This window comes from Lentzea flaviverrucosa, assembly GCF_003350445.1.
GTDB classification, from domain to species: domain Bacteria; phylum Actinomycetota; class Actinomycetes; order Mycobacteriales; family Pseudonocardiaceae; genus Lentzea; species Lentzea californiensis.
In genome coordinates this window covers 244221-268570 of record NZ_QQAU01000014.1, presented here as the reverse complement: position 1 = coordinate 268570, position 24350 = coordinate 244221, and the positions used below count along the sequence as shown (strand labels likewise).

26 protein-coding genes and 2 tRNA genes are annotated in these 24350 nt (G+C 68.6%); 18 read left to right on the top strand and 10 right to left on the bottom strand.

The window, feature by feature from the left end; all coding sequences use genetic code 11:
* Nucleotides 1–33: 33 nt before the first annotated feature.
* From DFR72_RS35130 to DFR72_RS35105, 6 genes are all read left to right on the top strand, one after another.
* Nucleotides 34–591, top strand: a complete 558-nt coding sequence (locus DFR72_RS35130; protein WP_143086882.1) for a hypothetical protein — start codon at nt 34–36, stop codon at nt 589–591.
* Entirely contained in the window at nt 588–1853 is a 1266-nt protein-coding gene (locus DFR72_RS35125; RefSeq protein ID WP_090069663.1) for a PPE domain-containing protein, read from the top strand. Before DFR72_RS35130 ends, DFR72_RS35125 begins: the two co-directional genes overlap by 4 nt.
* Nucleotides 1850–2605 (top strand): ESX secretion-associated protein EspG, encoded by a 756-nt coding sequence (locus tag DFR72_RS35120; RefSeq protein ID WP_090069665.1) that lies wholly within the window; start codon nt 1850–1852, stop codon nt 2603–2605. The genes DFR72_RS35125 and DFR72_RS35120 overlap by 4 nt, the downstream gene beginning before the upstream one ends.
* Before the next feature lie 75 nt (nt 2606–2680).
* Entirely contained in the window at nt 2681–4624 is a 1944-nt protein-coding gene (locus tag DFR72_RS35115) for an acetoacetate--CoA ligase (RefSeq protein WP_090069667.1), read from the top strand.
* 155 nt (nt 4625–4779) lie between these two features.
* A tRNA-Ser gene (locus DFR72_RS35110) sits at nt 4780–4869 on the top strand.
* Between the two features lie 41 nt (nt 4870–4910).
* Nucleotides 4911–4986 (top strand) — tRNA-Arg (locus DFR72_RS35105).
* A gap of 61 nt (nt 4987–5047) precedes the next feature.
* Here DFR72_RS35105 and DFR72_RS35100 read toward each other — a convergent pair.
* On the bottom strand, nt 5048–6184 hold the full coding sequence (locus DFR72_RS35100; RefSeq protein ID WP_090069669.1) for a Fic family protein: 1137 nt from the start codon (nt 6182–6184) through the stop codon (nt 5048–5050).
* A gap of 241 nt (nt 6185–6425) precedes the next feature.
* Between DFR72_RS35100 and DFR72_RS35095 the strand changes: the two genes are divergently transcribed.
* From DFR72_RS35095 to DFR72_RS35085, 3 genes are read left to right on the top strand one after another with little or no spacing between them, the layout of a single operon-like run.
* Nucleotides 6426–7268, top strand: a complete 843-nt coding sequence (locus DFR72_RS35095; protein WP_170176547.1) for an SAM-dependent methyltransferase — start codon at nt 6426–6428, stop codon at nt 7266–7268.
* A gap of 51 nt (nt 7269–7319) precedes the next feature.
* Nucleotides 7320–8147: an SDR family NAD(P)-dependent oxidoreductase gene (locus DFR72_RS35090; protein ID WP_090069673.1), complete on the top strand. Its 828-nt coding sequence runs from the start codon at nt 7320–7322 to the stop codon at nt 8145–8147.
* Nucleotides 8148–8178: 31 nt separating this feature from the next.
* Nucleotides 8179–8505, top strand: coding sequence for a hypothetical protein (locus DFR72_RS35085; RefSeq protein WP_143027745.1), 327 nt, complete (start codon nt 8179–8181; stop codon nt 8503–8505).
* On the opposite strand, the gene DFR72_RS35080 is transcribed toward DFR72_RS35085, so the two are convergent.
* Nucleotides 8489–9310 (bottom strand): serine hydrolase domain-containing protein, encoded by an 822-nt coding sequence (locus DFR72_RS35080; RefSeq protein WP_090069675.1) that lies wholly within the window; start codon nt 9308–9310, stop codon nt 8489–8491. The two genes, DFR72_RS35085 and DFR72_RS35080, sit on opposite strands and share 17 nt — an antisense overlap.
* Nucleotides 9311–9333: 23 nt before the next feature.
* Here DFR72_RS35080 and DFR72_RS35075 point away from each other — a divergent pair, with 23 nt between their 5' ends.
* The gene (locus DFR72_RS35075; protein WP_090069677.1) at nt 9334–10245 is read left to right on the top strand and encodes a ribonuclease Z; all 912 of its coding nucleotides are present in this window, start codon (nt 9334–9336) and stop codon (nt 10243–10245) included.
* On the opposite strand, the gene DFR72_RS35070 is transcribed toward DFR72_RS35075, so the two are convergent.
* The gene (locus tag DFR72_RS35070; RefSeq protein WP_090069679.1) at nt 10190–11047 is read right to left on the bottom strand and encodes an NAD-dependent epimerase/dehydratase family protein; all 858 of its coding nucleotides are present in this window, start codon (nt 11045–11047) and stop codon (nt 10190–10192) included. The genes DFR72_RS35075 and DFR72_RS35070 overlap by 56 nt on opposite strands.
* 105 nt (nt 11048–11152) lie before the next feature.
* Here DFR72_RS35070 and DFR72_RS45930 point away from each other — a divergent pair, with 105 nt between their 5' ends.
* The gene (locus tag DFR72_RS45930; RefSeq protein WP_170176546.1) at nt 11153–11323 is read left to right on the top strand and encodes a hypothetical protein; all 171 of its coding nucleotides are present in this window, start codon (nt 11153–11155) and stop codon (nt 11321–11323) included.
* A 192-nt stretch (nt 11324–11515) separates the two neighbouring features.
* On the opposite strand, the gene DFR72_RS47230 is transcribed toward DFR72_RS45930, so the two are convergent.
* Complete coding sequence (locus tag DFR72_RS47230) at nt 11516–11656, bottom strand: hypothetical protein (RefSeq protein WP_245983760.1); 141 nt, start codon at nt 11654–11656, stop codon at nt 11516–11518.
* Between the two features lie 18 nt (nt 11657–11674).
* Between DFR72_RS47230 and DFR72_RS35060 the strand changes: the two genes are divergently transcribed.
* Nucleotides 11675–12928 (top strand): ATP-grasp domain-containing protein, encoded by a 1254-nt coding sequence (locus DFR72_RS35060; RefSeq protein ID WP_245983759.1) that lies wholly within the window; start codon nt 11675–11677, stop codon nt 12926–12928.
* Nucleotides 12929–12934: 6 nt separating this feature from the next.
* Here DFR72_RS35060 and DFR72_RS35055 read toward each other — a convergent pair whose 3' ends face one another.
* Nucleotides 12935–13693, bottom strand: a complete 759-nt coding sequence (locus DFR72_RS35055) for a hypothetical protein (protein WP_090069684.1) — start codon at nt 13691–13693, stop codon at nt 12935–12937.
* Nucleotides 13694–13755: 62 nt separating this feature from the next.
* Here DFR72_RS35055 and DFR72_RS35050 point away from each other — a divergent pair, with 62 nt between their 5' ends.
* Nucleotides 13756–14961: a DNA cytosine methyltransferase gene (locus tag DFR72_RS35050; RefSeq protein WP_245983758.1), complete on the top strand. Its 1206-nt coding sequence runs from the start codon at nt 13756–13758 to the stop codon at nt 14959–14961.
* A 311-nt stretch (nt 14962–15272) separates the two neighbouring features.
* Nucleotides 15273–16493, top strand: coding sequence for a thioester domain-containing protein (locus DFR72_RS35045; RefSeq protein ID WP_090069686.1), 1221 nt, complete (start codon nt 15273–15275; stop codon nt 16491–16493).
* Nucleotides 16494–16572: 79 nt separating this feature from the next.
* On the opposite strand, the gene DFR72_RS35040 is transcribed toward DFR72_RS35045, so the two are convergent.
* On the bottom strand, nt 16573–17886 hold the full coding sequence (locus DFR72_RS35040; RefSeq protein ID WP_245983757.1) for a BNR-4 repeat-containing protein: 1314 nt from the start codon (nt 17884–17886) through the stop codon (nt 16573–16575).
* A 187-nt stretch (nt 17887–18073) separates the two neighbouring features.
* Here DFR72_RS35040 and DFR72_RS35035 point away from each other — a divergent pair, with 187 nt between their 5' ends.
* Both DFR72_RS35035 and DFR72_RS35030 read left to right on the top strand, forming a co-directional pair.
* Nucleotides 18074–18244: an antitoxin gene (locus tag DFR72_RS35035; RefSeq protein ID WP_090069691.1), complete on the top strand. Its 171-nt coding sequence runs from the start codon at nt 18074–18076 to the stop codon at nt 18242–18244.
* Nucleotides 18245–18886 (top strand): putative glycolipid-binding domain-containing protein, encoded by a 642-nt coding sequence (locus DFR72_RS35030; RefSeq protein WP_090069693.1) that lies wholly within the window; start codon nt 18245–18247, stop codon nt 18884–18886.
* A 69-nt stretch (nt 18887–18955) separates the two neighbouring features.
* On the opposite strand, the gene DFR72_RS35025 is transcribed toward DFR72_RS35030, so the two are convergent.
* Nucleotides 18956–19150, bottom strand: coding sequence for a hypothetical protein (locus tag DFR72_RS35025; RefSeq protein WP_143086883.1), 195 nt, complete (start codon nt 19148–19150; stop codon nt 18956–18958).
* 4 nt (nt 19151–19154) lie between these two features.
* Between DFR72_RS35025 and DFR72_RS35020 the strand changes: the two genes are divergently transcribed.
* Nucleotides 19155–19355: a hypothetical protein gene (locus DFR72_RS35020; protein ID WP_090069696.1), complete on the top strand. Its 201-nt coding sequence runs from the start codon at nt 19155–19157 to the stop codon at nt 19353–19355.
* 166 nt (nt 19356–19521) lie between these two features.
* Here DFR72_RS35020 and DFR72_RS35015 read toward each other — a convergent pair whose 3' ends face one another.
* Nucleotides 19522–21636 carry a S9 family peptidase gene (locus DFR72_RS35015; RefSeq protein ID WP_090069698.1) on the bottom strand — a complete coding sequence of 705 codons (2115 nt, stop codon included), beginning with the start codon at nt 21634–21636 and terminating at the stop codon, nt 19522–19524.
* Nucleotides 21637–21662: 26 nt separating this feature from the next.
* Nucleotides 21663–22262 (bottom strand): DUF4097 family beta strand repeat-containing protein, encoded by a 600-nt coding sequence (locus DFR72_RS35010; RefSeq protein ID WP_090069701.1) that lies wholly within the window; start codon nt 22260–22262, stop codon nt 21663–21665.
* A 187-nt stretch (nt 22263–22449) separates the two neighbouring features.
* Here DFR72_RS35010 and DFR72_RS35005 point away from each other — a divergent pair, with 187 nt between their 5' ends.
* Nucleotides 22450–23160 (top strand): helix-turn-helix domain-containing protein, encoded by a 711-nt coding sequence (locus DFR72_RS35005; RefSeq protein WP_090069703.1) that lies wholly within the window; start codon nt 22450–22452, stop codon nt 23158–23160.
* Here the strand turns inward: DFR72_RS35005 and DFR72_RS35000 are convergent.
* On the bottom strand, nt 23157–24341 hold the full coding sequence (locus DFR72_RS35000) for a thiolase family protein (protein WP_090069705.1): 1185 nt from the start codon (nt 24339–24341) through the stop codon (nt 23157–23159). The genes DFR72_RS35005 and DFR72_RS35000 overlap by 4 nt on opposite strands.
* Between the last annotated feature and the right edge of the window lie 9 nt (nt 24342–24350).

Here is a 24350-nt window from a genome sequence, read left to right as displayed (position 1 = left end):
GTGACGAGTTAGCAGTGCAGGGGGTTACAAGGGATGGCTGAAGGCACTGGGACAGGTACCGGGACGACTGGCGCGGCGACGACGGGCACCGCACCACCACCGGCGGAACCGCCGGCGGTGACACCGGAGGTCACGACGTCGACCACCGTGCCGATCACGGCTGAGCAGCTGGCGGCGGTGAAGCCTGTTCTCCAGCAGCAGATGCTCACGGACAAGGCGGAGGCGAGCCACGCCGCGGCCAAGCTCGACCAGGCGGCGGACAGCGGGAAGCTGACGCTCGACGTCGACGCCGCGGATGCGTTGATCAAGGCCGTCGATGCGGCCCGGGACCAGGTGATGGACCTGTGGAAGCGCGCCACCGACCAGCTGGCCACACCGTTGCAGCTGGGGGAGAACCCGGTCGCGAAGGCGATCAGCGCGAGGTTCGCCGACCTGGCTGTCGGTGAGGACTCGGGTGCCGCCAAGGCGTTGCTGGACCTCTTCAAGGTCCTCGACGACATCGGCAACGCCCTGCGCCGCAACCGCGACACCATTCGCGACGCCGACGAAGAGGCCGAGAAGTCGATGAAGAACACCGGGGGGTCCTGGTGAGCCACGGATCGCACGACAACAAGGGCAACGGAGACAAGGACGGCAAGTCGTCGCACCACGGCGACGGCAAGTACGACCGCAACGACCTGCACGAGCCGGTCGACTGGATGACGTACAGCCACGAGGCGCTGTACAAGATGGTGCACACGGGCGTGAACCTCGACGGTGCCCAGGCCGCCGCCACGAACTGGAAGAAGATCGGCGAGGACATCGCCGGCGTGCGCACGAGCCTGCTCAAGGCCGTCGAGGACTCGTCGGTCGGCTGGGACAGCGAGTCGGCCCGGCTCGCCCGTGACGGCCTCACCGAGGTCACCAACTGGGTCGACGACACCGCGAACTACGCGACCAAGGTCTCGGCCGCGATCACGACCGAGACCAGCAACGTCGAAGCCGCGCGTGCCGCGATGCCGCCGCCTCCCAAGGCGCCGGCAGCGCCGGTGCCCGCGGACACGGCGCTGCCCAGGCCGGTGCTGCAGGACAGGTTGCAGACGGTCGACCAGATCGACGGCTTCGGGGCCGCGGGCCTGCGGGAACCGCGTCTGATCGCGCAGCCGCAGACCGAGTTCGCCGGCTTCGAGACCATCGGCACCAGCCCCGTCGACACCCTCGCGGCCAACGACGCCTCGCACCGCCTCGCGGCGGACGTGATGGCGGCGTTCCAGCGCAACTCGGCCGCGGTCGACCAGACCGTGCCCACGCAGTTCACGCCTCCGGTCAACCCGATCAACCCGACCCCGGTCGGCGGCGACCTCACCGGACGCACGCCGACGACGACGGACAGCGGTGCGGGTGGTGCCGCGGGTGCTCCCGTCGCGACCGGCACGCAGAACCAGAACCGCGGCACCACGAACGCTTCCTCGCGCTTCGGCGGGGGAGGCGCCGGTGGCCGTGGTGGCGCCGGAGGGGGCGGTGGCTTCGGCGGCGGCATGGCCCGTCCGTTCGGTACCGGCAGCGGCAACCAGGGTGCCGCCGCCAGCGGTGCCGGCGGTGCCGCGTCCGCCGGTGGCTCGGCCGGTGTGAGCGAGGGCTCGCGCGGTGGCGGCGTCGGTGGCGCGGCAGCCGCGGCCTCGGCCGCACCGGGCAACACGACCAAGGCGTTCCAGAACCCGCTCGCGATGGGCGGCGCGCCGATGGCCGGTGCCCCCATGGGCGGCGGCGGGCAGAACGACTCCAAGGAGCACAAGACGGCGAGCTACCTGGAAGAGGACGACAACGTCTTCGGCCTGGACCGCAAGGCGGCCCCGCCGGTGATCGGTCAGTGATCGAACGCCAGTACACGGTGAGTTCGCAGGAGTTCTTCCTGCTGTGGCAAGCCGTGCACGGCGAGGACCGCGTCGTGCCGCTCGGCACGCCCCACTTCGGGGCCACCCGGGCGGCGCGGCAGGCTCTCGCCGAAGAGAGCTCGCGGACGTTGCAGGCTCGCCGGCTGGGCACGGTCCAACGCCCGGATCCCGACCTGAGGGCGTTGGTCAGCGGCCTCGGCGAGTTCGACCGCGCGTTGGAGATCGCGTACTTCAAGGGCACCGAACTGGCCCGCGGCATCGCGTGCGCCGGCTGGGGCGGTGCCTTCGCCGCCCGCGTGAACGACGACGTCCACCTGTACCCGTTCCACCCGACGTCGCTGGCCTCGGCCACGGTGTCGTCGTTGCCCGGCCTCGCACCGGGCAACGGCCGTGCCGTGAACGTGCGCTGGGACGACTACGTCCGCGCGGGCCAGGCGGGCGAGCAGGACGGCAAGCAGGCGTTCCTGGAAGTCCTGCGCGACGCGGGCATCCGCGAGCCGGAGGCGCACAACCTGATGCGGATCGTGACGTCCCGCATCGGCGGCGGCGAACTGGGCCTGACCGCCCGCAACCGCAACGGCGTGCCCCGCCCGACCGGCCGTTCGGTGCAGTGGCTCGACACCCGCGAGGGCCGCTACCTCCTGCGCAGGCAGGACGGCTGGCTGGTGCTGGCCCCGGCCGACGCCTCACGCCTGACCAGCGCCGTCGACGAGTTGATCGCGGCGGGGTAGTTCCACACCGGCGGGCTACCGCAAGTCCGCCAATCACACATGGACGTGCGGTTGTGCCTCGGTTAGACATGGGGCATGACCGACACCGACGTCGAACTGCTGTGGCGCCCGGACCCCACGAGGGACAACGGGATGACCGCCTTTCGGGCCTGGCTCTCCGAGCACGGCCGCGACCTCCCCGACCACGAGACGCTGTGGGAGTGGTCCGTCTCAGACCTCGAGGGGTTCTGGGGCGCCATAGCTTCGTACTTCGACGTCAGGTTCCACACCGAGCCTTCGCGCGTGCTGGGTTCCACGGAGATGCCCGGCGCCGAGTGGTTCCCCGGTTCCACCCTGAACTACGCCGAGCACGCGCTGCGCCGCGGAGCCGACGACGACCTCGCCGTGATCTTCCACCGCGAAGACGGCGTCACCTCGTCCCTGACGTTCGGCACCCTGCGCTCGCGCGTGGCCGCTTTCCGGGCCGCGCTGGCGTCTCTGGGCGTCTCCCAGGGCGACCGGGTGGTGGCGCTGGTCCCCAACGCCCCCGAGGCCCTCATCGCCTTCCTGGCGGCAGCCTCGCTCGGCGCCACGTGGTCGTCCTGCTCCCCGGACTTCGGTGCCCGCGCCGTGGCCGACCGCTTCACCCAGATCGAGCCCGTCGTGTTCGTGGCGGTCTCCGGCTACGTCTACAACGGACGGTCGTTCGACTGCCGCCCGGTCGTGGAGGAGATCCGCGCGCAGATCCCGTCGCTGCGCGCCACGGTCCTGATCGACTACCTGGACAACGGCTCGACCCTGCCGGACACGCTGTCGTTCGCGGAACTGGTGGCCGCTCACCAGGGCGCCGAGCTGGAGTTCACCCCGGTGCCGTTCGACCACCCGCTGTGGGTGCTCTACTCGTCCGGCACCACGGGCCTGCCCAAGGGCATCGTCCAGGGCCACGGCGGCATCGTGCTGGAACACCTCAAGATGCTCGGCCTGCACAGCGACCTCGGTCCCGGCGACCGCTTCTTCTGGTTCACCACCACCGGCTGGATGATGTGGAACTACCTGGTGGGCGCCCTCATGGTCGGCACCACCATCGTCCTGTACGACGGCAGCCCGGCGTTCCCGTCGCTGAACGTGTTGTGGCACTTGGCCGAACAGCACCGCGTGACCTACTTCGGCACCTCCGCCCCGTACGTCCAGTCGTGCCTGAAGGAGGGTATCGAGCCGTCTGCGCGCTACGACCTGACGGGCCTGCGCGTCGTCGGTTCGACCGGTGCACCCCTCACCCCGGAAGGCTTCCGCTGGATCGCCTCCGCCGTCGGCAAGGACGTCCAGATCGCCTCGGTCTCCGGCGGCACCGACCTCTGCACCGCCTTCGTGGCAGCCTCCCCGGACCGTCCCGTATGGCTGGGAGAACTCTCCTGCCGGGCCCTGGGCGCCGCGGTCTTCGCGTACGACGAGGCCGGCAACGCCCTGGACGACGAGGTCGGCGAGCTCGTGATCACCAAGCCGATGCCGTCCATGCCGGTCTACTTCTGGGGCGACGAGGACGGCTCGCGCCTGCGCGACGCGTACTTCGACACATATCCCGGAATCTGGCGCCACGGCGACTGGATCCGCATCACCCCGCGAGGCTCGGCGGTGATCTACGGCCGCTCCGACTCGACCCTGAACCGCGGCGGCGTCCGCATGGGCACCTCGGAGTTCTACCGCGTGGTCGAGTCGATCGACGGCGTCGTCGACTCCCTGGTGATCGACACCTCGGGCGTGACCGAGGGCGAACTCCTCTGCTTCGTCGTGCTGGACGGAGTAACCCTGTCCGACGTGGAACCGTTGCTGCGCCGCGAATTGCGCGCGTCCCTGTCCCCGCGCCACGTGCCGAACCGCTTCGTGGCCGTGGCCGAGGTCCCGAGGACCCTCAACGGCAAGAAGTGCGAGGTCCCGGTCAAGAAGATCCTCGCCGGCATGGACCCGGACCGAGCCGTCAGCCGAGGCGCGCTGCGCAATCCCGAGTCCCTCCAACCGTTCCTGGAAATCGCCTCGGAATGATCTAGGTCACTCCGCGTGCGGCGACCAGGCGTTTAACGCCCCTCTCCGACCCTCTGAACGTGACCTGACCAGCAGGTTTCGGGGTAGGAGGGGGGCGTTTTGCAACTCGGTTGAGGACCTGTGTAACCTATGTCCAGTGGCCAAGGATGGTCCCGGGAGGCTTCGCCTAGTCTGGTCTATGGCGCCGCACTGCTAATGCGGTTTGGGGTAACCCCCCATCCCGGGTTCAAATCCCGGAGCCTCCGCAAGGCCGAGCCTCTTGAGGATCGGTTACAATTGAATACACGCGCTCGTAGCTCAACGGATAGAGCATCTGACTACGGATCAGAAGGTTGCAGGTTCGAATCCTGCCGAGCGCACCAGCTCACAAAGGGCCCCAGTCTTACTGGGGCCCTTTGTCTTTCAGGTCCATGTCGGCCGCGCTCAGCGCTTGTAGGGATCGATCAGCGTCAGTGGTGTCCGGGCCGCTTCCAGAGCCAGCTGCGGAAAAGCGGCGCCGACGGTGTAGAAGCGAGCGCGGGTACGACCCACCGGTGTCAGGACGTCGGCTGTGACCAGGTCCCGCAGGTCACGTTGAGCCCGTTGCAGACTGAGGTCCTCGGCCCGCTCGTAGCGTGTCCGACGCACCCGTCCCGACATCGCCACGTCGTGCAGCGCTGATACGACCCTCTGCTCCAGTCCTCGGGCCTCCGCGAACTCGCCGAGCAGAACCCACACCCGGCTAGAGCGGTCCAACCGGCCGCGGACGGTCTGCGCCTGCTGGTGATACGCGGTGAGGTTGAAACGAACCCAGTCAGAAACGTCCTGGTCCGGGTCGTAGGTCGCCCCGCGGTGTTGCAGTTCGCGGTAGTACTCCCAGGTGTTGCCGGGTCGCCCCAGCCAGGCCTCGATCGAAGAGAACTCGGGCGCGAGTTCTCCCTCTCTCGCGATCATGAGTGTCTGGAGGGACCGGGACATGCGGCCGTTTCCATCCGACCACGGGTGGATGGAAACGAGATGCAGGTGCGCCATGGCGGCCCGTATCAGAGGGTGGCTGCCGTCATCCGCATTCAGCCACTCGACCAGTTCACCCATCAGCGCAGGCACGTGCGCCTCGTGAGGTGCTGTGTACACCGCGATGCTGGGGTCACGGGCATCCGTCACGTAGACCGCACCTGGCCGCCACTGCCCGGCCGGCTTCCTCGGGTTGTGCCGGTGCCCTTGCAGCATCCAATGCAGCGCGTTGAGGAACTCCTTGCCGTAGCGGAAGTCCACGACGTCGTTAAGCGTTTGGATGTAGGTCATCATCCGCTGGTAGGCGAGCGTCTCTTCTCGATCCTCCTCGGAGACATCGACGTCCCGCTCGCCCTCCAGGAGGTCCTCGACGTCGACTGTGGAGACCTTGAAGCCCTCGATCGAGTTGGAGGCCGCGACCGCGTCGGCGGTCAAGAACTTGCGCAACCCTTCGGTCCACTTCCTAGGGGTGGACTGGACCTGGAGGCGCAAGGAGCGGCGAAGGTCATCGATCTCGCCAAGAACTCGCCGATCGTCGGCGTTGAGATCAGGCGTGGGATACAGCATGCGTAGACGATAGATTGACGTAATCATTACGTCAATGCGTCAGGTCGGCGCCCGGTCCGGAAAATTCGAGCCCCCAGCCATGATCAGCACCACGTCCTGCCCACAACCGGGATCGTGGACAACCCCGCTGACCGGGCACTACGTTGAGATTCGCCGGTGCTGGTCGACTTCGGTGTGGCCGACGAGTTCTCGCTGGCCCTTCGATGAGCGGCCGCGAGCTCAACACGAAAGGCCGGGTTTTGTGAACACCTCTGTCGAGCAACAGGTCCGCGAGTACTACGACCACGCGGGACCCGCCTACCACGCGCTCATGGGGCAGTTCTGGCACCACGGAGACCTGGAAGCCGAACGGGCCGGGTTGTCGCCCGAGGAGGCGGCGAAGGCGTTGGCGCGCAAGCAGATCGACGCGGCCGGGTTGCGTCCTGGCGGGACCGGCCTGGACTTCGGCAGCGGCGTCGGGGGGACGGCGGTCTACACGGCCTCGGTCTCCGGGGCGAACGTCGTCGGCGTCTCCAACAACGAGTGGTTGTCGGCGCAGGCGCGTGCCTATGCGGCCGAGCAGGGGATGAGCGAGCGGGCCGCGTTCCTGACGGTCGGCGACGAGGACTACAAGACCCTGGTCGCGTGGCCGGACGGGTCGCTGGACGTGGTCAGCTTCTACGAGTCGGTGTGCCACCTGCCGGAGAAGGCCGCCTTCTTCACGGCGGCGTTCCGGGTCCTCAAGCCCGGTGCCTGCCTGGTCGGGGTCGACTGGATCCGCCGGCCGTTCGGCGAGCACCTGACCGAGGAGCAGATCGCGCCGTTCATCAGGCCGGTGGAGCAGGTCATCTCCATTCCGAAGCTCGGCTCGCTGGACGAGTACCGCGAGATGATGTCGGCCGCCGGCTTCGTCGTCGAGGTCGCCGAGGACCTCTACCCGGACGTCGAGTGCTGGGGCAGCACGCCGCCGGACGACGGCCAGGGCTGGGGTGAGTACGCCGGCGAGCAGGACACCGTGATCCACGACGGCAAGCGCGTGCTGGACGCCGCGCGGGCGGCCGGTGTCTTCTCGGTCGCGCGGTGGGTCGCGCGCAAGCCCGCCTGAGCCGAGCTGACCCGGCCCCGTTCGCACGGGGCCGGGCGGCATCATCGGAGGATGACGGTTCTGGCTGGCAAGGCCGTGGTCATCACCGGCGCCGGGCAAGGGTTGGGGCGGGCGTTCGCCGTCCACGCGGCGGCCGCGGGGGCGGCGGTGGTGGTCAACGACGTCGACGAGCCGTTCGCCGGGCAGGTCGCCGGCCTGATCACGTCCAGGGGCGGCAAGGCCGTCGTCAGCGCCGGGCCGGTGCAGGACCCCGATCAGGCCGAGGCCATGGTCGACGCCTGCACGGCGGCGTTCGGGCGGATCGACGGGCTCGTCAACAACGCCGGCATCCGGTACCAGGCCGAGATCGGCCAGGACGACCCCCGGGCCATGCGCGAGCTCATCGAGATCAACGTGCTCGGCACGCTCTACTGCACCAACGCCGCGGTGCGGAGCATGGGCAGGGGGTCGATCGTCAACCTCGGCTCGGTCGCGATGGTCGGGCAGCCGACCGCGCTCACCTACTCCGCGTCCAAAGGGGCCGTCGCGAGCATCACGGCCGGTGCGGCGGCGGAACTCCGCGACAAGGGCATCAGGGTCAACGCCGTGTGCCCCGTCGCCTGGACCCGCATGGCCGCGGCCGACACCAAGGGCGGACCGAGCGGGCCGCCGGAGACGATCGCGCCGCTGGTCACGTACCTGCTGAGCGACCGCGCGGCGAAGATCACCGGGCAGCTCGTCCGGTTCGCCGGTCAGAAGCTGCACGTCATGGGGCAGACGTCGCCGAAGGAACCCGTTCTCGAACGCGAGGCGTGGGACGTCGACTCGATCGCCGAGGCCTTCGAGCGGCACATCGTGCCGGAGGAGCCCGCCAGGGTCCGATGGGGTGTCGGAAGGTGACGCACGCCTGATCTCCAGGCAGAGTGGCGGCGTGGAGCAGCGGGAGATCATGCAGCGAGCGCTCGGCGTCCTGACGCTCACCTACGACGGCGCCGGGTCCAACGACTACCTGCGCATGGCCCTCAAGTCGTTGCAGGAGGGCGTGTTCAGCTACGAGGTCAAGGTCGACGGCGAGCTCAACGAGGCCGGGCAGCAGGCCCTCAAGCAGGCGATGGACCAGGTGCTGTCGCAGTTCGGCTGGTTCACGGCCGGGCTGCTCTACGCCTTCCACGGCGTCGCTCAGGCCTACGAGAACGACTACGAGGAAGCCGACGTGCAGGAGGTCCTGCGGCAGCTCGCGATCAGGCTCGCCGACTGACGAGCTCGGCGCGCACGCCGTCCGAGAACGGGGTCCAGGCCTCGACCGCCCACGGTCCGAAGCGCAGGTCGGTCAGGGCCACGCAGGCCGCGGAGATCTCCGGGTCGACCCACAGGAAGGTGCCGGACTGCCCGAAGTGGCCGAAGGTGCGCGGCGAGAACGAGAGCCCCGTCCAGTGCGGTGACTTCGAGTCGCGGATCTCGAAGCCGAGGCCCCAGTCGTTCGGCTTCTGCATCCCGTAGCCGGGCAGCACGCCGTTCAGGCCGGGGAACACGACCGACGTCGCCTCGGCCACCAGCTCGGCGGAGACCAGGCGTGGTGACAGCAGCTCGGCCGCGAACAGCGCCAGGTCGGCGGCGCAGGACTCGGCCCCGGCGCCCGCCGAGCCGGTCAGCGCGGAGGAACTCATCCCCAGCGGTGCGAAAACGGCCTCGTGCAGATAGGTCGCGAACGGCATCTCGCACGCCTCGCCCACGAAGGACGCCAGCACGTCGAAGCCCGCGTTCGAGTAGATCCGGCGGGTGCCGGGAGCGGCCTGCACCTCGGCCTCGTCGAACGCGTAACCGGCGGTGTGCGCGATCAGGTGCCGGACGGTCGACCCCTCGGGGCCGGCCGGCTGGTCCCACTCGACCGCGCCCTCCTCGACTGCCACCAGCACCGCGTACGACGTCAGCAGCTTCGTGACGGACGCGAGCGGGAACACGCGCTGTTGATCACCCAGTGAGCCGGCCACGCCGTCGGGGGTGACCACCGCCACCGCCACGTTCCCGACAGGCCAGGACGCCGCTACTTCCACGCTCTGCATAGGACGCACGTTAACGTCAGGGTGTGACAGTCCGGGAACTGATCGTCCTGGGAACGGCCAGCCAGGTCCCGACCCGCCAGCGCAACCACAACGGCTATCTGCTCAGGTGGGACGGCGAGGGCTTCCTGTTCGACCCGGGTGACGGCAGCCAGCGGCAGCTCCTGCGATCAGGCGCCGCTGCGAGCGACATCACCCGGATCTGCATCACGCACTTCCACGGCGACCACTGCCTGGGCGTGCCCGGCATCGTCCAGCGGCTGTCCCTGGACCGCGTCCAACACACCGTCCACGCGCACTACCCGCAGTCGGGCGCCCACTTCTTCGAACGCCTCCGCCACGCCAGCGCGTTCTACGACGCCGCGGACGTCAAGGAGGTGCCGGTCGTCGAGGACGGCGAGATCGCCGACGGCAAGTTCGGCCGGCTGGAGGCCTACGCGCTCGACCACGGCATCGACAGCGTCGGCTACCGCCTGGTCGAGCCCGACGGCCACCGCATGCTCCCCGAGAAGCTCAAGGAGCACGGCATCCAGGGGCCTGCGGTCCGCACGCTGCAGCAGCAGGGCGAGTTCAACGGCGTCCAGCTGGCGGACGTCAGCGAACCCCGCAAGGGTCAGCGGTTCGCGTTCGTCATGGACACCAGGCTCTGCGACAACGTCTTCGAGCTCGCCGACAACGCCGACATGCTCGTGATCGAGTCGACCTACCTGGCCCGCGACACGAAGCTCGCGGGCGACCACGGCCACCTCACCGCCCAGCAGGCCGCCCGCGTCGCGCAGGACTGCCGCGTCCGCAAGCTGGTGCTGACCCACTTCTCCCAGCGCTACGACGACCCCGCCGAGTTCCTCGCCGAAGCCGCCGCCGAGTTCGACGGCGAGATCGTCATCGCGAAGGACCTGGACCGGGTGCCGGTGCCGAAGCGAGCCACTGGTCGGTGACGATCTCCGCCAGCGCCGACGAACGGGGCTCCCAGCCCAACGCTCGCAGCCGCGACGCGTCGGCCCGCAGTGAACGGATCTCCCCGGGAACGGCGGGCTTCCACGTAACGTCCACGGTTCGTCCGGTGACCTCGGCGACGGCGTCGAGCACGTCCCGGACGGAAGCGGCGGTCGCGCCGACGTTGTAGACCGACGACGTGCCCACGGAGCACGCCTCCAGGGCCACGACGAAGGCGGCAGCGACGTCGCGTACGTGCACGAAGTCGCGCACGGCCCCGCCGTCGCCGTAGACCTCCATGCCGGGCACCGTTCCGGCGGCGCACGCCACGGCCCGCGTGATCACCCGAGTGGTGTCCGTGTCACCTCCTCCAGCGACGTTGAACAAACGGAGAGTGGTCGCCCCGATCTGCCCGGACCGCGCGGCCCACGCCACGAGGTCCTCCGCGGCGGCCTTGGAGGCGGCGTACGGGGAGGAGGGTTCCCGGGCCGATTCCTCGGTCAGCACGGCGTCGGAAGGCCGGTACACGGTGCCTGTCGAAGCGAGCAGGAATCGTTGGCCCTTCAGGGCTTTGAGCAGGTTCAGCGTCCCGCCCACGTTGGTCTCCCAGTAGGGGAGTGGATCTTGGAACGACTCCCGGACACGGGCCACGGCGGCCAGGTGGACGACGGCGTCCACGTCGTCCAGCTCGAACGGCTCAGAGAGACGTTGACGGGACAGAACCGGTTCATGACCATGAACCTGCAGCTCACGCACCACGGCGCGGCCGACGTACCCAGTGGCACCGGTCACCAGAACTCGCACGAGTTGACCCTAAAGGTCGACGGCGACTGCGCCGATAACACACGAGTGAGTTACCCCCATCGCGCTGTGCACACAAGCATCGCCGGACTCCTGCACGATCACGCCGTGCTCGAGTTCAAGCGGCAGGAGTTCCTGCGCAACGTGGCTGAGATCGTGGGAGCCGCACCCGCGCCGCAGTCCGCTGAGCTCACGGCGCCGCTGCCGTCGATCAACCCCAGGCGCAGCTTCCTCAACCGCGTTGACCAGGTCCTTCGGGACGCGGCCCGTTCCCGGTGAGCACCCGGAACAGCTGCTGATCCACATGCTTGCGGGCTTGAGCCGACAGGCCCGTCGCAAGATTCATCCGGCCGTTGCCGGACCGTGCTTCGACACACATACCGGGTGGCTCTACGCTACGCGTCACCCGGCGATCGCCGGTCACGTCCTCCGCTTCTCTTAAGCGAGTTTTCGGCGATGAATCATGTCCTCTCAGCGCTCAACGAGCGCCTCGGCAGGTTGTTCGGTGACCGGCTGGTAGTCCTGGCCGGCGGTACGCGTCTGGCGAAGCGCGCGCATGAGCTCCATGCGCTCGGCGCCCGCCATACGCTCGTGCTCGATACCGACGATCATGCGCCGCTTCATGATTCGGTGATCGCGCGTTGGGTGTCGCTGGGCATCAAGGGCAGCCTCGTCGCGGTCGAGCAGCGCCGTCTGGGCAAGCTGCTGACCAAGCCGGGCGCCGAGGTCAAGGCGATCCTGAGCGACTTCGACGCCGACGGTGAAGCGGTCGTGATCAGCACGCCCTACAACGAGATCAGCTCGTTCGAGGGCCGTCCGGTGCTCAACGCCCGGCAGCACGACTGGGTCGAGCTGGAGAACAAGACCACCATCGACGCGCTGTGGGACGAGCTGTCCGCCCGCCGCGCGCCCGCGATGGTGTTCGACCTCGACTTCGAACGCCTCTGGGGCGCCTCGGAGATCCTGGACCGCGGCGCCGGCGTCGTCTGGTCCGGCGACGGCCCGGCGATCAACGGCGGTGCCAACTTCGTGCGCCGCGTGCGGTCGTACGAGGAGGCCAAGGAAGCCTTCGACGTGCTCGCGCCCAAGTGCGACCAGGTCCGCGTCATGCCGTTCCTGGAAGGCATCCCGGTCAGCGTGCACGGCATCGTCTTCCCGGACGGGACCGCGGTGCTGCGTCCGATCGAGATGGTCGTGCCGCGCCGCCAGGGCCAGGCCAAGTTCCTCTACGCGGGCTGCGCGTCGTACTACGACCCGCCCGTGTGGATCCGCGACGAGATGCGCAACCTGGCCCGCCGCGTCGGCGAACACCTGCGCGGCACCGTCGGTTACCGCGGCACGTTCACGCTGGACGGCATCGCGACCGAGGACGGCTTCCTGCCGACCGAGATCAACACCCGCTACGGCGGCGCGATGGTGTGCTTCGAGGACGCCGTCCCGACGCTGCCGCTCGCGCTGGTCCAGGTCGCCCTGGTCGCCGGATGGGACCTGGGCATCTCCTCGATGGAGTTCGAGGAGCTCGTCCTGCAGGCCGCGGACAACCACCGCGCCGGGGCCGTGGGCGCCAACGTGCGGGCCGTGCAGCCGACGACGGTCGACGAGCGCCGGGTGATCTTCACCGGCTGGGCGTGCCGGCTCGCGCACCCCGAGGAGGCCGCGCACGCGACGCTGCGGCTGAGCCCGTCGCCGATCGGCGGCCGGCTCGACCTCGACCTGCACCGGGAGAACATGCCCGTGGGCGCTCCCGTGGCCGCGCTGACGGTCGCCGCGTTCGCGCTGGCGGACCAGGAGTGGGGGACGGGCCTCGGCGCCCTGGAACCCGCCATCGCGGTCGAGGACGAGAACCAGGTCGAGCAGGCCATCGAAGAGGCCGTCACCGCCTAGGAAGACCTACCAGGCGCCCTCGTCGCCGTATGCGGAGACGAGGGCGAACCGGTAGCCCATCAGGGCTGCGGCGACCTCGCGGGGCTGGTGCACCGGACGCACCAGCCCTTCGCCCAGCACCTTCGGCAGGTCCACGCCCAGCAGTTCGGGCGAGTCCTTCAGCAGTGCCACGGCGATCTCGGCGGCGTCCGCGAGCATCTCCTCGCCCGGCAGCTCGACCATGTCGTTCATGAGGCCGCCGACGAACGGTGGCAGCTTCTCCGGCACCGCGCAGGCCAGCGCGACCAGGCACGCGACCCGTTCGGACGCCAGCGCCTCGAAGATCTTCGGCGCTCCCTGCGCGACGGCGTGCCGGGTCTGCGTCAACCAGTCCGGAGCCGTGCGAGGCAGTTCGCGGCCGAGGGCGTTCCACCTGCGGTGCGTGCGCCGTCCGTCCTCGGTGAACCCCTTGCCCGCCAACGCCACGGCGGCCAGCAGGAAGATCACCCGGTCCCGCACGTCCCCGGCGACCTTGTACGAGGCTCCCAGCTCCACCAGGAACGGCACGGTGCAGAACGAGGCCTCGGACACCGTGTCCTCGGTGAGGATCCGCTCAGCGAGCTGTGAGAGCGCGTTCTGCCGCTCGTCCGCGCTGGGGTCCATCAGGGAGCGCAGCAGACGGGGCACGCGGCCGGCGCCACCCCGGCCGTCGTAGACCTCGCTCCAGGAAATCCTGTCGAGTCCGCGCAACGGGTCAGGCCGTTGCCAGGCGCGCGGCAGCTCCATAGGCGGGAAAGGTACGGGATGTCAGGGAAAGGACCTCGGCGCCTCGCCCGTACGATCTCGCCGTGTCCTTCTCGGTGGCCGACATCTTCTCGGGTGCGGGCGGCATGAGCTTCGGCTTCCACGCCCACCGCGACTTCCGGGTGGTCGGTGCCGCAGACGCGCAGATCGGCAAGCCCAGCTCGAAGCTGGGTTCGTTGCGCTGCAACGACACCTACCGCGCGAACATCGGCGTCGACCCGCTGGAGGTCGACCTCGCGAGGGTCTCGCCCGCGGCGTTGCGCGAGGTCTGGGGCCTGCAACGCGGCGAACTGGACGTGCTGCTCGCGTGCCCGCCGTGCTCGGGCTTCAGCCGCATCACCTCCCAGAACCACCTGCGCGACGACCCGCGGAACTCCCTGGTCGGCCGGATCGCGGTGTACGCACAGGAGCTGCGCCCCAAGGTCGTGCTGATGGAGAACGCCCGCGAGCTCGTCAAGGGCAAGCAGCGCCACCACTTCGACAGCCTCGCCGAGGAGCTCACCCGGATCGGGTACTCCGTCTGGGGCGGCACGCACATGCTGTCCAAGTTCGGCCTCCCACAACTGCGCGAGCGGACGCTGATGGTGGCCGTCGACGGCGGCCTTCCGCTGCTCACGCTGGACGACCTGTGGGAGGGCCGGGTCATCCGGCCGTCGGCGATCACGGTCCGGCGCGCGATCGGCAAGCTGCCCGTCCTCGCGGCCGGCGTCGCGGACCTGGAAGACCCCATTCACGTCTCGCCGACCTTTTCCCAGGACCGCAGCCTCGAAAGAATGCGCGCGATTCCGGCGAACGGCGGATCGTGGGCTGATCTGCTCCGCTCACCGGAGACCGCGGAGTTGTTGAACCCGGCACAACGCAAGATCGTCGAGCAGCAGAACTGGGGTTCCCACCCCGATGTCTACGGCCGGTTGTGGTGGGACGAACCGGCCCGCACGATCAAGCGGGAATGCGGCCACGTCGGCAACGGGCGTTATGCGCACCCGGTCCAGCACCGCCTGTGCACGGTCCGCGAGATGGCTCTGCTGCAAGGGTTCCCGCGCCAGTTCAAGTTCGACGTCTCGATTCTCGGGAACGCCTACCGGCACGTGGGCGACGCCGTTCCGCCGCTGATCGCCTACCAGTTGGCCGGGCTCACCAGGTGGATTCTCACCGGCGACCGCCCGGAGCCCCGCGAGATGTGCCTGCGCGGCACCTCACTGCGTCCCGGCGACATTCGTCCGGCAGAAGTTACCGAAATGGTGGCCTAGGTCTTGAACCGAAGTTGTCGATCATCCGTAGCGAAACGCCTCGGTCGATAACTGTTCGGCAACGAATTTAACGTCACCTGACGGAACGAATGCATCGCAGCCCTATCCACTGTGGACACCCTGCGGATGTTTTCGCTGCTCACGCATAGTGGGTGACGGCGTCCTTACCTCACTCATACGTGTGTCACCCCATCGGCTAACGTCCCGCTCGCTTCCTGTCGGTTCAGTGTCGATGACGACGTGCCGACCGTCCCGACGGATGACGACTTCCCGCCGCGTTCGGGCTAACTTCAGTGAGCAAGAGGAGACCCATGGCTTCCCGGTTCAGGATCGGTACGGCGCTGCTCGGCGCCACCGCCGCCCTCGCGTTCTCGGCCATCCCGGCCCACGCCGACGTCAAGATCACTCCGGACCGTGGCGGCCAGGAGCAGGGCCACAAGGTGTGGCTGAGGGTCCTCGACAAGGACAACAACGAGGTGACCAAGGAAGAGGGCACCTCGGTCATCAAGCTCCGCATCACGGACGACAGGGACCGCTCCAACGTCTTCGCGTACTGCGTCGAGCTGCCGACCCCGCTCCTGGACGACGACGTCCTGAAGGAAGTCGACTGGGACAAGCACCCCGGCAAGAACACCAAGTTCAAGGGTGACAACCCCGGCAAGGTGCTCTGGATCCTGAACCGCTCCTACCCGAACAAGTCGGTCAAGGAAGTCAAGGACGAGTTCTCGATCAAGAACTTGGACAAGGAAGACATCATCGCGGCCACGCAGGCCGCGCTGTGGCACTTCTCCGACGACGCCAAGCTCGACGTCGAGAACAAGAACAACGACCCCCAGGTCGTCGAGCTCTACAAGACGTTCCTCGCGAAGGCCACCCCGGAAGCCGCGCCGAAGCCGACGCTGACGATCACCCCGGAGTCCAAGGAAGGCGTGCCCGGCACGCCGATCGGCCCGTTCGAGGTCAAGACCACGGCTGACGAGGTCAAGCTGACCGGCAACCTCCCCGCAGGCGTCACCGTCGTCGGCAAGGACGGCAAGCCGCTCGACGTGCAGCAGAAGTCCGACGGGCTCTCGATCAAGGGCACCGAGAAGATCTCCGAGTTCTCCGTGAACGTGCCGACCGGCACGCCGGACGGCGAGGCCACCTTCAAGCTCTCCGCCCAGGCCGACATCCCGGTGGGTCGCCTCTTCGTCGCCCACAACAAGAGCTCGGACAACGTCGCGCAGTCGCTCGTCGTCGCGCAGCCGCAGAAGGCCAAGGTCGAGAAGGAAGCCAAGGCCACCTGGAAGGCCGGCACCGTCCCGACCCAGCCGACCACGACGACCACCACCGCCACGACCACCACGACGCCGGAGACCACCACTCCGAGCACCACCTCCTCCACCCCGGCCAACCCGGCTCCGGGTGGCGGCGAGGACGACCTCGCGTCGACCGGTGCGTCGATCCTGTGGCCGCTGCTCGGCGGTCTGGTCCTCGTCGGCGCCGGTGTCGGTGCGCTGTTCGTGGTCCGTCGCAAGAAGGCCGGCGCCTGATCTGAGGTAGCCAGCCCCCAAGACGAACGCCCCCTGGTTCCGCGCCGGAGCAGGGGGCGTTTGCCATTCTCGAAGGGTTCTACCGGCGGGTGAAGCCCGCCACGTAGATGTCGCCGTCGGCGATCGCGACGTCCCGGTTGGACGACGCTCCCGAGAAGATCGCGCGGGCGGGGTCGCGGAAGTTCTCCACGATCTCGACGCGCTGCACCGGCTTGGCCGTCGGGATGACGGTCTCCGGCGACCAGAAACGGCCCAGCCGCACCAGGTACGTGTTCACGTTCGGCTTGCCGTCCTCGGTGGCGTAGACGCGCCACGTGAACAGGTCGACCTTCTCGACCTCACGGGTGCGCAGGCCCCGTGCGACCTCCTTGGTCTCCCAACTGCGACCGTTCCAGGTGGACAGGTAGTTGCGCAGCGGGCCGCCGGCCTCGTCGCCCATGAACCACAACAGGAACGGCTGACCCAGGGTCGTGCCCACCTGCTGGATGTAGTCGGGCGACTTCACGTTGTTCGGCAGGGTCAGCGGGGTCTCCGCGACCAACAGGTGCTTCTCCTGGTCGGCGTCGTCGATCTGGGTGCCCAGGTCCTTGCCCGACGCCGAGTAGAAGTGCCGGTTCTGCGGGTCGAACCACGTGTAGTAGATGTTGCGGTGGTAGCGGTCGTGCTTGTTGCCCTCGGGCCCGCCACCGGCGAGCGTGTAGACGATCCGCACGCGGCCGTTCTCCTCCTGGCGGAGCTGGCCGATGTAGATCTCGTTCATGTTGTCCGCGCGGGCGGTCGAGCCGATCGCGAAGCGGTCCCCGGTCAGGTCCGTGGAGGTCTTCCACGTCTTGCCGTTGTCCTTGGACACCACGTAGAGCATCGGACGCGTGTCCGTCGGCGTGGTGCCGTCGAGGTCACGCGTCGTCTCGCGGTAGAACACGTAGATCGTGCCGTCGCGCGTGACGAACGGCATCGGGTACGTGGCCGCGTTCTTCGAGATCAGCGTCTCTTCCCAGACGCCGTCGGCCGAGTGGGGCTCGGGCGAACGGGACATGCGCAACTCGACGTTGTGCATGCCGCGGAAGATGAGCAGGTGCCCGTCCCTGGCCTGGACCATGGTCGGGTAGTTGTGGGCGTCCGACGCACCGTCCGCGATCCGGTTGGGCGCGGACCAGGTGGACTTGCGGTGGTCGTACGACTGGACGTAGCTGTCCTCGTACTGGCCGGCCCACGAGATGAACGTCTTGTTCACTTTCTTGTCGTGGACGCCGCCAGCGACCGGACGCCGGTCACTGCGGGCCGCGACACTCGTGGCCGTGGTCGTCACCGTGAACTTCGCTTTCCCCTGAGCATCGGCCGTGGCGTTGGCCGAGGAGACCGCGACGAGCGGCAACAGCAGTACTGCGGACATAACTCCACGCAGGAGTCGTGTCATCGAGCATCCTCCTGGTTCTGACCGCGAAGGCGGCCGACCAGGCGGCGGTAGCGACATCTTCGTTGTCACCCAGCCAACTTGTCCAGGCGCAGTTAGCGTGATCGCGGCTATCAACACGCGGGCCCTACTCGGGTACCCTGCGTCAGGGACGAAGGAGCACCACATGAACTTCGACGAGATCAAGAACAAGGCCCTGGACCTGGCCGAGCAGAACCACGAGAAGGTCGACCAGGGCATCGACGCCGCGGCGGACTTCGTCGCAGGCAAGTTCGGTCACGAGCAGCAGGTCGACTCGGTCGCCGAGAAGATCAAGGACATCCTTCCAGGTGGATGAGTGAACTCCTTCAACGCCACTGACGCGGGGCGGGTCACCTCCACCGGAGAGACCCGCTCTCCTTCTGCCCGCCGGCCGGACATGATCACCTGGCAGGGCATCCACGAGCCGCGCCTCGAGCAGGTCCGCCTGCTCCTGTCGAGCGACCTGCGCCTCCGCGCGTCGGGCCGTCTCGTCGCCGCCGGCCCCGACGAGCAGTTCAACGCCTCCTTCGAGGTGTCCGTGAGCGAGAGCGGCCAGGTCAACCGCCTGCTGCTGCGCACGGCCACAGTGCTGGAAGAGCGCCAGTGCTCTCTTTCCCGCACCGAGGACGGCGCCTGGCTGGTAGACCACGGCCAGGGCAGCAAACGCGAGACGTTCAACGACGCGCTCGACGTCGACGTCCAGTTCGCCGTGCTGTTCAACGCCATCCCGATCCGGCGTCTGGGGCTGCACCGCGAACCGTCCGAGCACGCGCTGCCCGTCGTGCGGGTGTCGCTGCCGGACCTGTCGGTGAAGGCCGTCACCCAGACCTACAAGACCGTGTCCGTGGGGGACGAGGTCTCCGTGGTGCGGTTCAAGAGCGGCGGGTTCGAGCAGAACATCAAGGTCGACCCCAACGGCCTGGTCGTCGAGTACCCGCTGATCTCGAAGCGGATTTAGAACCGGTCCAAGAAGTACTTCCTTCGTGGCGAGTCGCATCCGAACGATGGAAGCGCCGGGACTGTGGTTCTAGCTTCCGACCATGCCGAAACGATTTTCGAGCGTGGTCGGTCGCTCGTTCGGTGATGGCGTCCGCGACGCCATCCGGTTCACGGGGATGACTCCGACCTCGTCAAGGGCGGAGTCACAGAGGTCGAGTTCGAGATGCTCCTCGGCCTCTGCCGCGTCGAGCCGGACGAAGCCTGCCGCCTGCTCGGTGCGCACCCTCATGCACCAGGAACGCCACGCAACGAAGATCACCGCGTGGTCGTTGATCCACAGCAGCCGTGAGTTCGTCTTCTACATCCACGAAAACGCGCTTCGGCTGCCGGTGGGCGGCCCAGAGGTGATGAAGGCGCTGAAGGGCATCGACCAGTTCGCCCTGGATGCCGAGCACTCCATGGAACTGATCGCCGGCCTCGTGCCCTGATGAGGCGCCCGAAATTGTCAGACTTCCTTGAGATGATTGGGATGGGACCCGGATCCCCCCAGGGGGCCGTTCAGTCTGTATCGATCCGGCCATGAAGCCGTCTACTGCCCCTCACCTGTGTCGGTGAAAGGGCAGCAGGCGGCTTGGCCGAGGTGAAGTCCGCTCGCTAGAGCATCTCTCCCAGCACCTCGGGATCGATCACGATCGGCGCCGGACGGTATGCGGGCGGCTCGACGCCCATCAACGTCCGCACCAGGAAGTCCCAGGCCCGCGTCCGCACGTAGGCGAGCCGGTCGAGGAGCAGGTGCTCGGCCCCCGGCACGATCAGCAGCTCGAAGTCCTTGCCGGCGGCGATGAGCGCGTCGGCCAGTCGCAGCGACTGGTCCGGGTGCACCGTGTCGTCGAGTTCGCCGTGGACGAGCAGCAGCTTTCCCTTCAACCTGTCCGCGATCAGGACGTTCGACGCCCGCGTCCAGGCCTCGGGGTTGTCCGGCCCGTCGACGGTCTCCGCCCAACCCTGCGCGATGCACGTGGCGTCGTGCGAGCCGGACAACGCGACACCGGCCTTGAAGATCTCCGGGAAGTCCAGCATCGCTCGTGCCGCGGCGAATCCGCCGCCGGAGTGGCCCATCACGCCCACACGTGAGAGGTCCATCCACGGCCGCGACTCCGCCAGTTGGTGCAGTGCCGCGACGTGGTCCTCCAGACTGCCTGCGTCGGCCAACCGGCCGTACGAGGCGTCGTGGAAGGCCTTCGAACGGCCCGGGGTGCCGCGTCCGTCGAGTGCGACCACCACGAAACCGACTGCTGCCAACGGTTCCCCGTCCATCCCCATGCCGCCGGGGTCGAAGCAGGGCTCGACCCTCGTGACCTGCGGGCCGGGATAAACGCTGTCCACCACGGCATAGCTCTGCGTCGGGTCGAAGTCGCGCGGCTTGTAGAGCACGCCGTAGATGTCCGTGGTGCCGTCGGCTGCCTTGACGCGGAAGCGCTCCGGTGCGGTCCAGCCCGTGGCGATCATCCGGCTGATGTCGGCCTCCTCCAACGAGACCAGCACCTCTCCCGTCCAGGAGCGCACGGTCGTCACCGGTGGGGTGTCCACAGTGGACGCCGAGTCGACGAAGTACCCGCCGTTCGGAGCCACCGTGACGACGTGGTCCAGCGAGTCGTCGGTGACGACCGTGAAGCCGGTGCCGTCCAGTCCGATCCGGCACACCGTGCGCCGGTACGGGTCCTCCGCGACCAGGCCGCTGGCCGTGAACGAGACGAGACGGTTCGTCTCGTCGACGTGCAGGACCTCGCGGACCAGCCACTGGCCGGTGGTGACCTGGCCGAGCAGCGCGCCGGTGTGCAGGTCGTAGCGGTAGAGGTGACCCCAGCCGTCGCGCTGGGAGAACCACAGCACCTCGTCGGCGAGCACCCGGACGAGGGGCATGCCGTAGATCAGCTGGTTGGGGCCGACGCGGTTCGTGCCCGTCTCGCTGAGCACGACGCTGACCTCGCCGGAGGAGGCATCCATCCGGTTCAGGGTCAGGGTGTGCTGGTCTCGGGGGCGGCTCAGGAAGTAGACGGTCGAGCTGTCCGCGGACCACCACGCCCATCCGGCCGCGATCGGCGAGAGCTCCGGCATGAGCAGCGGGTCGCACTGGGCGTGGACCGTCTTGCCCGCGGCGATGTCGAAGACGACGAGTTCGGCGAACGGCAGGTCGGCGTCGCCGGGGTAGGCGAAGCGCTGAGTGTGCGTCACCGGGACGCCGCCGCCGGCCGGGCGCGATTCGATCAGGTGGGTCTGGCGGACCTCGCGCTGGTCGGTGCGGTGGGCGAGCACCTTTGCCGAGTCGGGCGACCAGGCCAGGGCCGGCGGCATGTGCGGCAGGCCGAACTTGCGCATCAGCGTGCTGTAGCTCAGGACGTCCGGGCCGTAGCCGTACCCGTAGTCCTGTTCGCCGTCGGTCGTGAGCGCCCACTCGCGTTCACCGCAGCGGGCCCACAGGTCCTGGCCGCGCCGCGAGACCGCGACCTCGCCGTCGGGGGAGGCGACCTCCAGGGGGTTGCCCGGCGCCGCGATGAACGGCATCGGGTCGAAGTCCGGGGTGCGGGTGCCCGCGGCCGGGTCGACGACGACGAACTGTCTGGTGTCGCCGTCGCGGACCTGATACCAGAAGCGGCGGCCGTCCTCGATCCACTGTGGACGGACCTTGTCGCCGACGACCAGTTCGCCGGGGGCGGCGAGGCGGCGGAGGAGTTGTTCTGCGGCTTGGTAATCGGCAGCGGTGGTCATGGTCTCTCCCCAGGAAGTGTGTGCGGTCAGAGGCTGCGGGCGGTGATGTCGCCGTACGACGTGGTGGCGCGGATGGTGATGCCGGCCGTGCCGTCGTTGCGCAGCGAGTTGTCGATGCGGCCGTAGGCCGTGCCGGCGTCCAGGGAGGCCGAGAGTCCGGAGGCGACGGTGATGTCGCCCTTCTGGGTGCTGATCTCGGCGGAGCCGTTGAGGCGGCCCACCGTGACGTCACCGGCCTGCGTCTTCACGAGGACGTTCGAGGCCTCGTCGATCTTGACGTCGCTCTGCGCGGCCTCGAAGGCGATGTCGCCGAGCCGGCCGACGCCGCGGAACTCGGCGCTGGCGGCCTTCGCCTCGACGCGGGAACCGGCGGGCAGCTGGACGGTGATCTCGACGGCCCCGGACGAACCGAGGACCTTGCTGCCGGTCTCGGCGGCGATGCGCAGGACGCCGTCGGCGAAGGCGACCGCGATCTTCTCGGCGGCCTTCACGTCGCGGCTCTGCGAGGCATTGGCCGGCAGGACCTCGACGGCGGTGTCGGAGCGGTCGGCGGCGATGAACTGGACGCGGCCCGCGGGGATGTCGAGGACGGCGGCGATGGGGGCGGGGGTGGCGAATGTCTGCATCTCTGGCTCCTGCGACTCGTTGTTTCTGATGATGGAAAAGCTACGTTGCGTTTCCAGATCTGGACAACAAGTTCGTTGTGACGAGAAGGCATAATAGCAGTTCAAAAGCACAATATCGTTGCAACCGGCAGTAGATCTAATGCAACGAGCGTTGCAATGAAGTGTCGGTGAACGCTATGATCGGCGCATGCCAGGAGGTCGACTCACCCAGCAGGAACGCCGCCAGATCGCCATCGGCCTGGCCGACGGCCTCGCGTACGCGGAGATCGCGAGGAGCCTCGACCGGCCGACCTCGACGATCACGCGCGAGGTGATGCGCAACGGAGGTCCGGCCGGCTACAAGGCCGACATCGCCCACCTCGCGACGGAACGCCGTGCGCAGCGCCGCAAGCCGTCCGCACCTCGCCGGCAGGCGGCCGAGCGCGCGGACGGGCGTGACCTGGAGGCCGTGCGGGAGTTCGAGGAGTTGTTCTCCGGCATCTTCATGGGGCAGGGCCTGTCGAAGATGCCGGCCAGGGCACTCGCGAGCCTCTACGCGACCGACTCCGGCAGCCTCACCGCGTCAGAACTGGTGGGGCACCTGGGAGTCAGTGCGGCCTCAGTGTCGAAGGCCATGTCCTACCTGGAAAGTCAGGGCCTGATCGGGCGCGAGCGCGACGAACGCCGTCGCGAGCGTTACGTGGTCGACGACGGCGACATCTGGTACCAGTCGATGATCGCGAGCGCGGCCGGCACGACCACGCTGGCCGAGGCCGCGCGCCAGGGCGTCAGCAGCCTCGGCCCCGGCACACCCGCGGCCGTCCGGCTCGAGAACATCGCGCGGTTCCTCGACTTCGTCAGCGAGAGCATCGTCCGCGCCGCCGAACAGGCGCGCGACATCCTGCACTCGAAGAGCTAGACCCGCACCGCCACGGCCACGCCCTGGCCCACGCCGACACAGGCAGCCGCGATGCCGACGCCGCCGCCACGAGCCCGCAGGTGGCGGCACAGGTCGATGATCACGCGCGGCATCGAGGCGCCGAGCGGGTGCCCGTAGGCGATCGCGCCGCCGTGGACGTTGACCTTCTCCTTGTCGATCTCGGGAAGGTGGTGCACCACCGACAACGCCATCGCCGCGAAAGCCTCGTTGATCTCCCAGAGGTCGACCTGCTCGGCCTCGATGTGCAGGCGCTTCAACAGTTTCCGGATCGCCGACACAGGCGCGATCGTGAACCGGTGCGGCTCCTCGCCGGTCGTCGCCGACCCGAGCACCTCACCCAGCGGCTCGACACCCAGTTCGGACGCGATCGCTTCCGTGCCGAGCAAAGCCGCGAGCGCGCCGTCGTTCAACGGCGACGCGTTGCCCGCCGTCACCGACCCGTTCTCCGAGAACGCGGGCTTCAGCTTCGCGAGCTTCTCGAGGCTGGTGTCCGCGCGGACGTTCTCGTCGCGCCGGATCGCCGTCCCGTCCGGCAACTGCACGGGGAACGCGAACCCCTCGTGCACGCCCGCGCCCCAGGCGGCAGCGGCGCGACGGTGCGAGCGGAGGGCGAAGTTGTCCATCTGCTCACGCGTGATCCCCAGCTCGTGCGCCACGTTCTCGGCGGCCAGCCCCAACGGCACGGTGTAGTGCTTGGGCATGCGCGGGTTCACGAGCCGCCAGCCCAGCGCCGTCGACACGGTCTCCAGCCGGTCAGGGAACGCCTTGTCCGGGCGGGCCGTCACGAACGGCGCCCGCGACATCCCCTCGACACCACCGGCGACGATCAGGTCGGCGTCCCCGGTGATCAGCGCCCGAGCGCCCTGGATGATCGACTCGCCGCCCGAGGCGCACAGCCGGTTCAGCGTCACGCCCGGCACGGAGACCGGCAGCCCCGCCAGCAACGAGGCCATGCGGGCGACGTTGCGGTTGTCCTCGCCGGCGCCGTTCGCGTCACCCAGCAGCACGTCGTCGATGCGCGCCAGGTCGAGCGACGGGTAGCGGCGCAGCAGGTCGACGATGGGCAGCGCCGCGAGGTCGTCCACCCGGATGCCGGAGAGACCTCCCCGGTACCTGCCGAACGGAGTGCGGGCGGCGTCGATGATCAATGCGCGTGCCATGCTCCCATC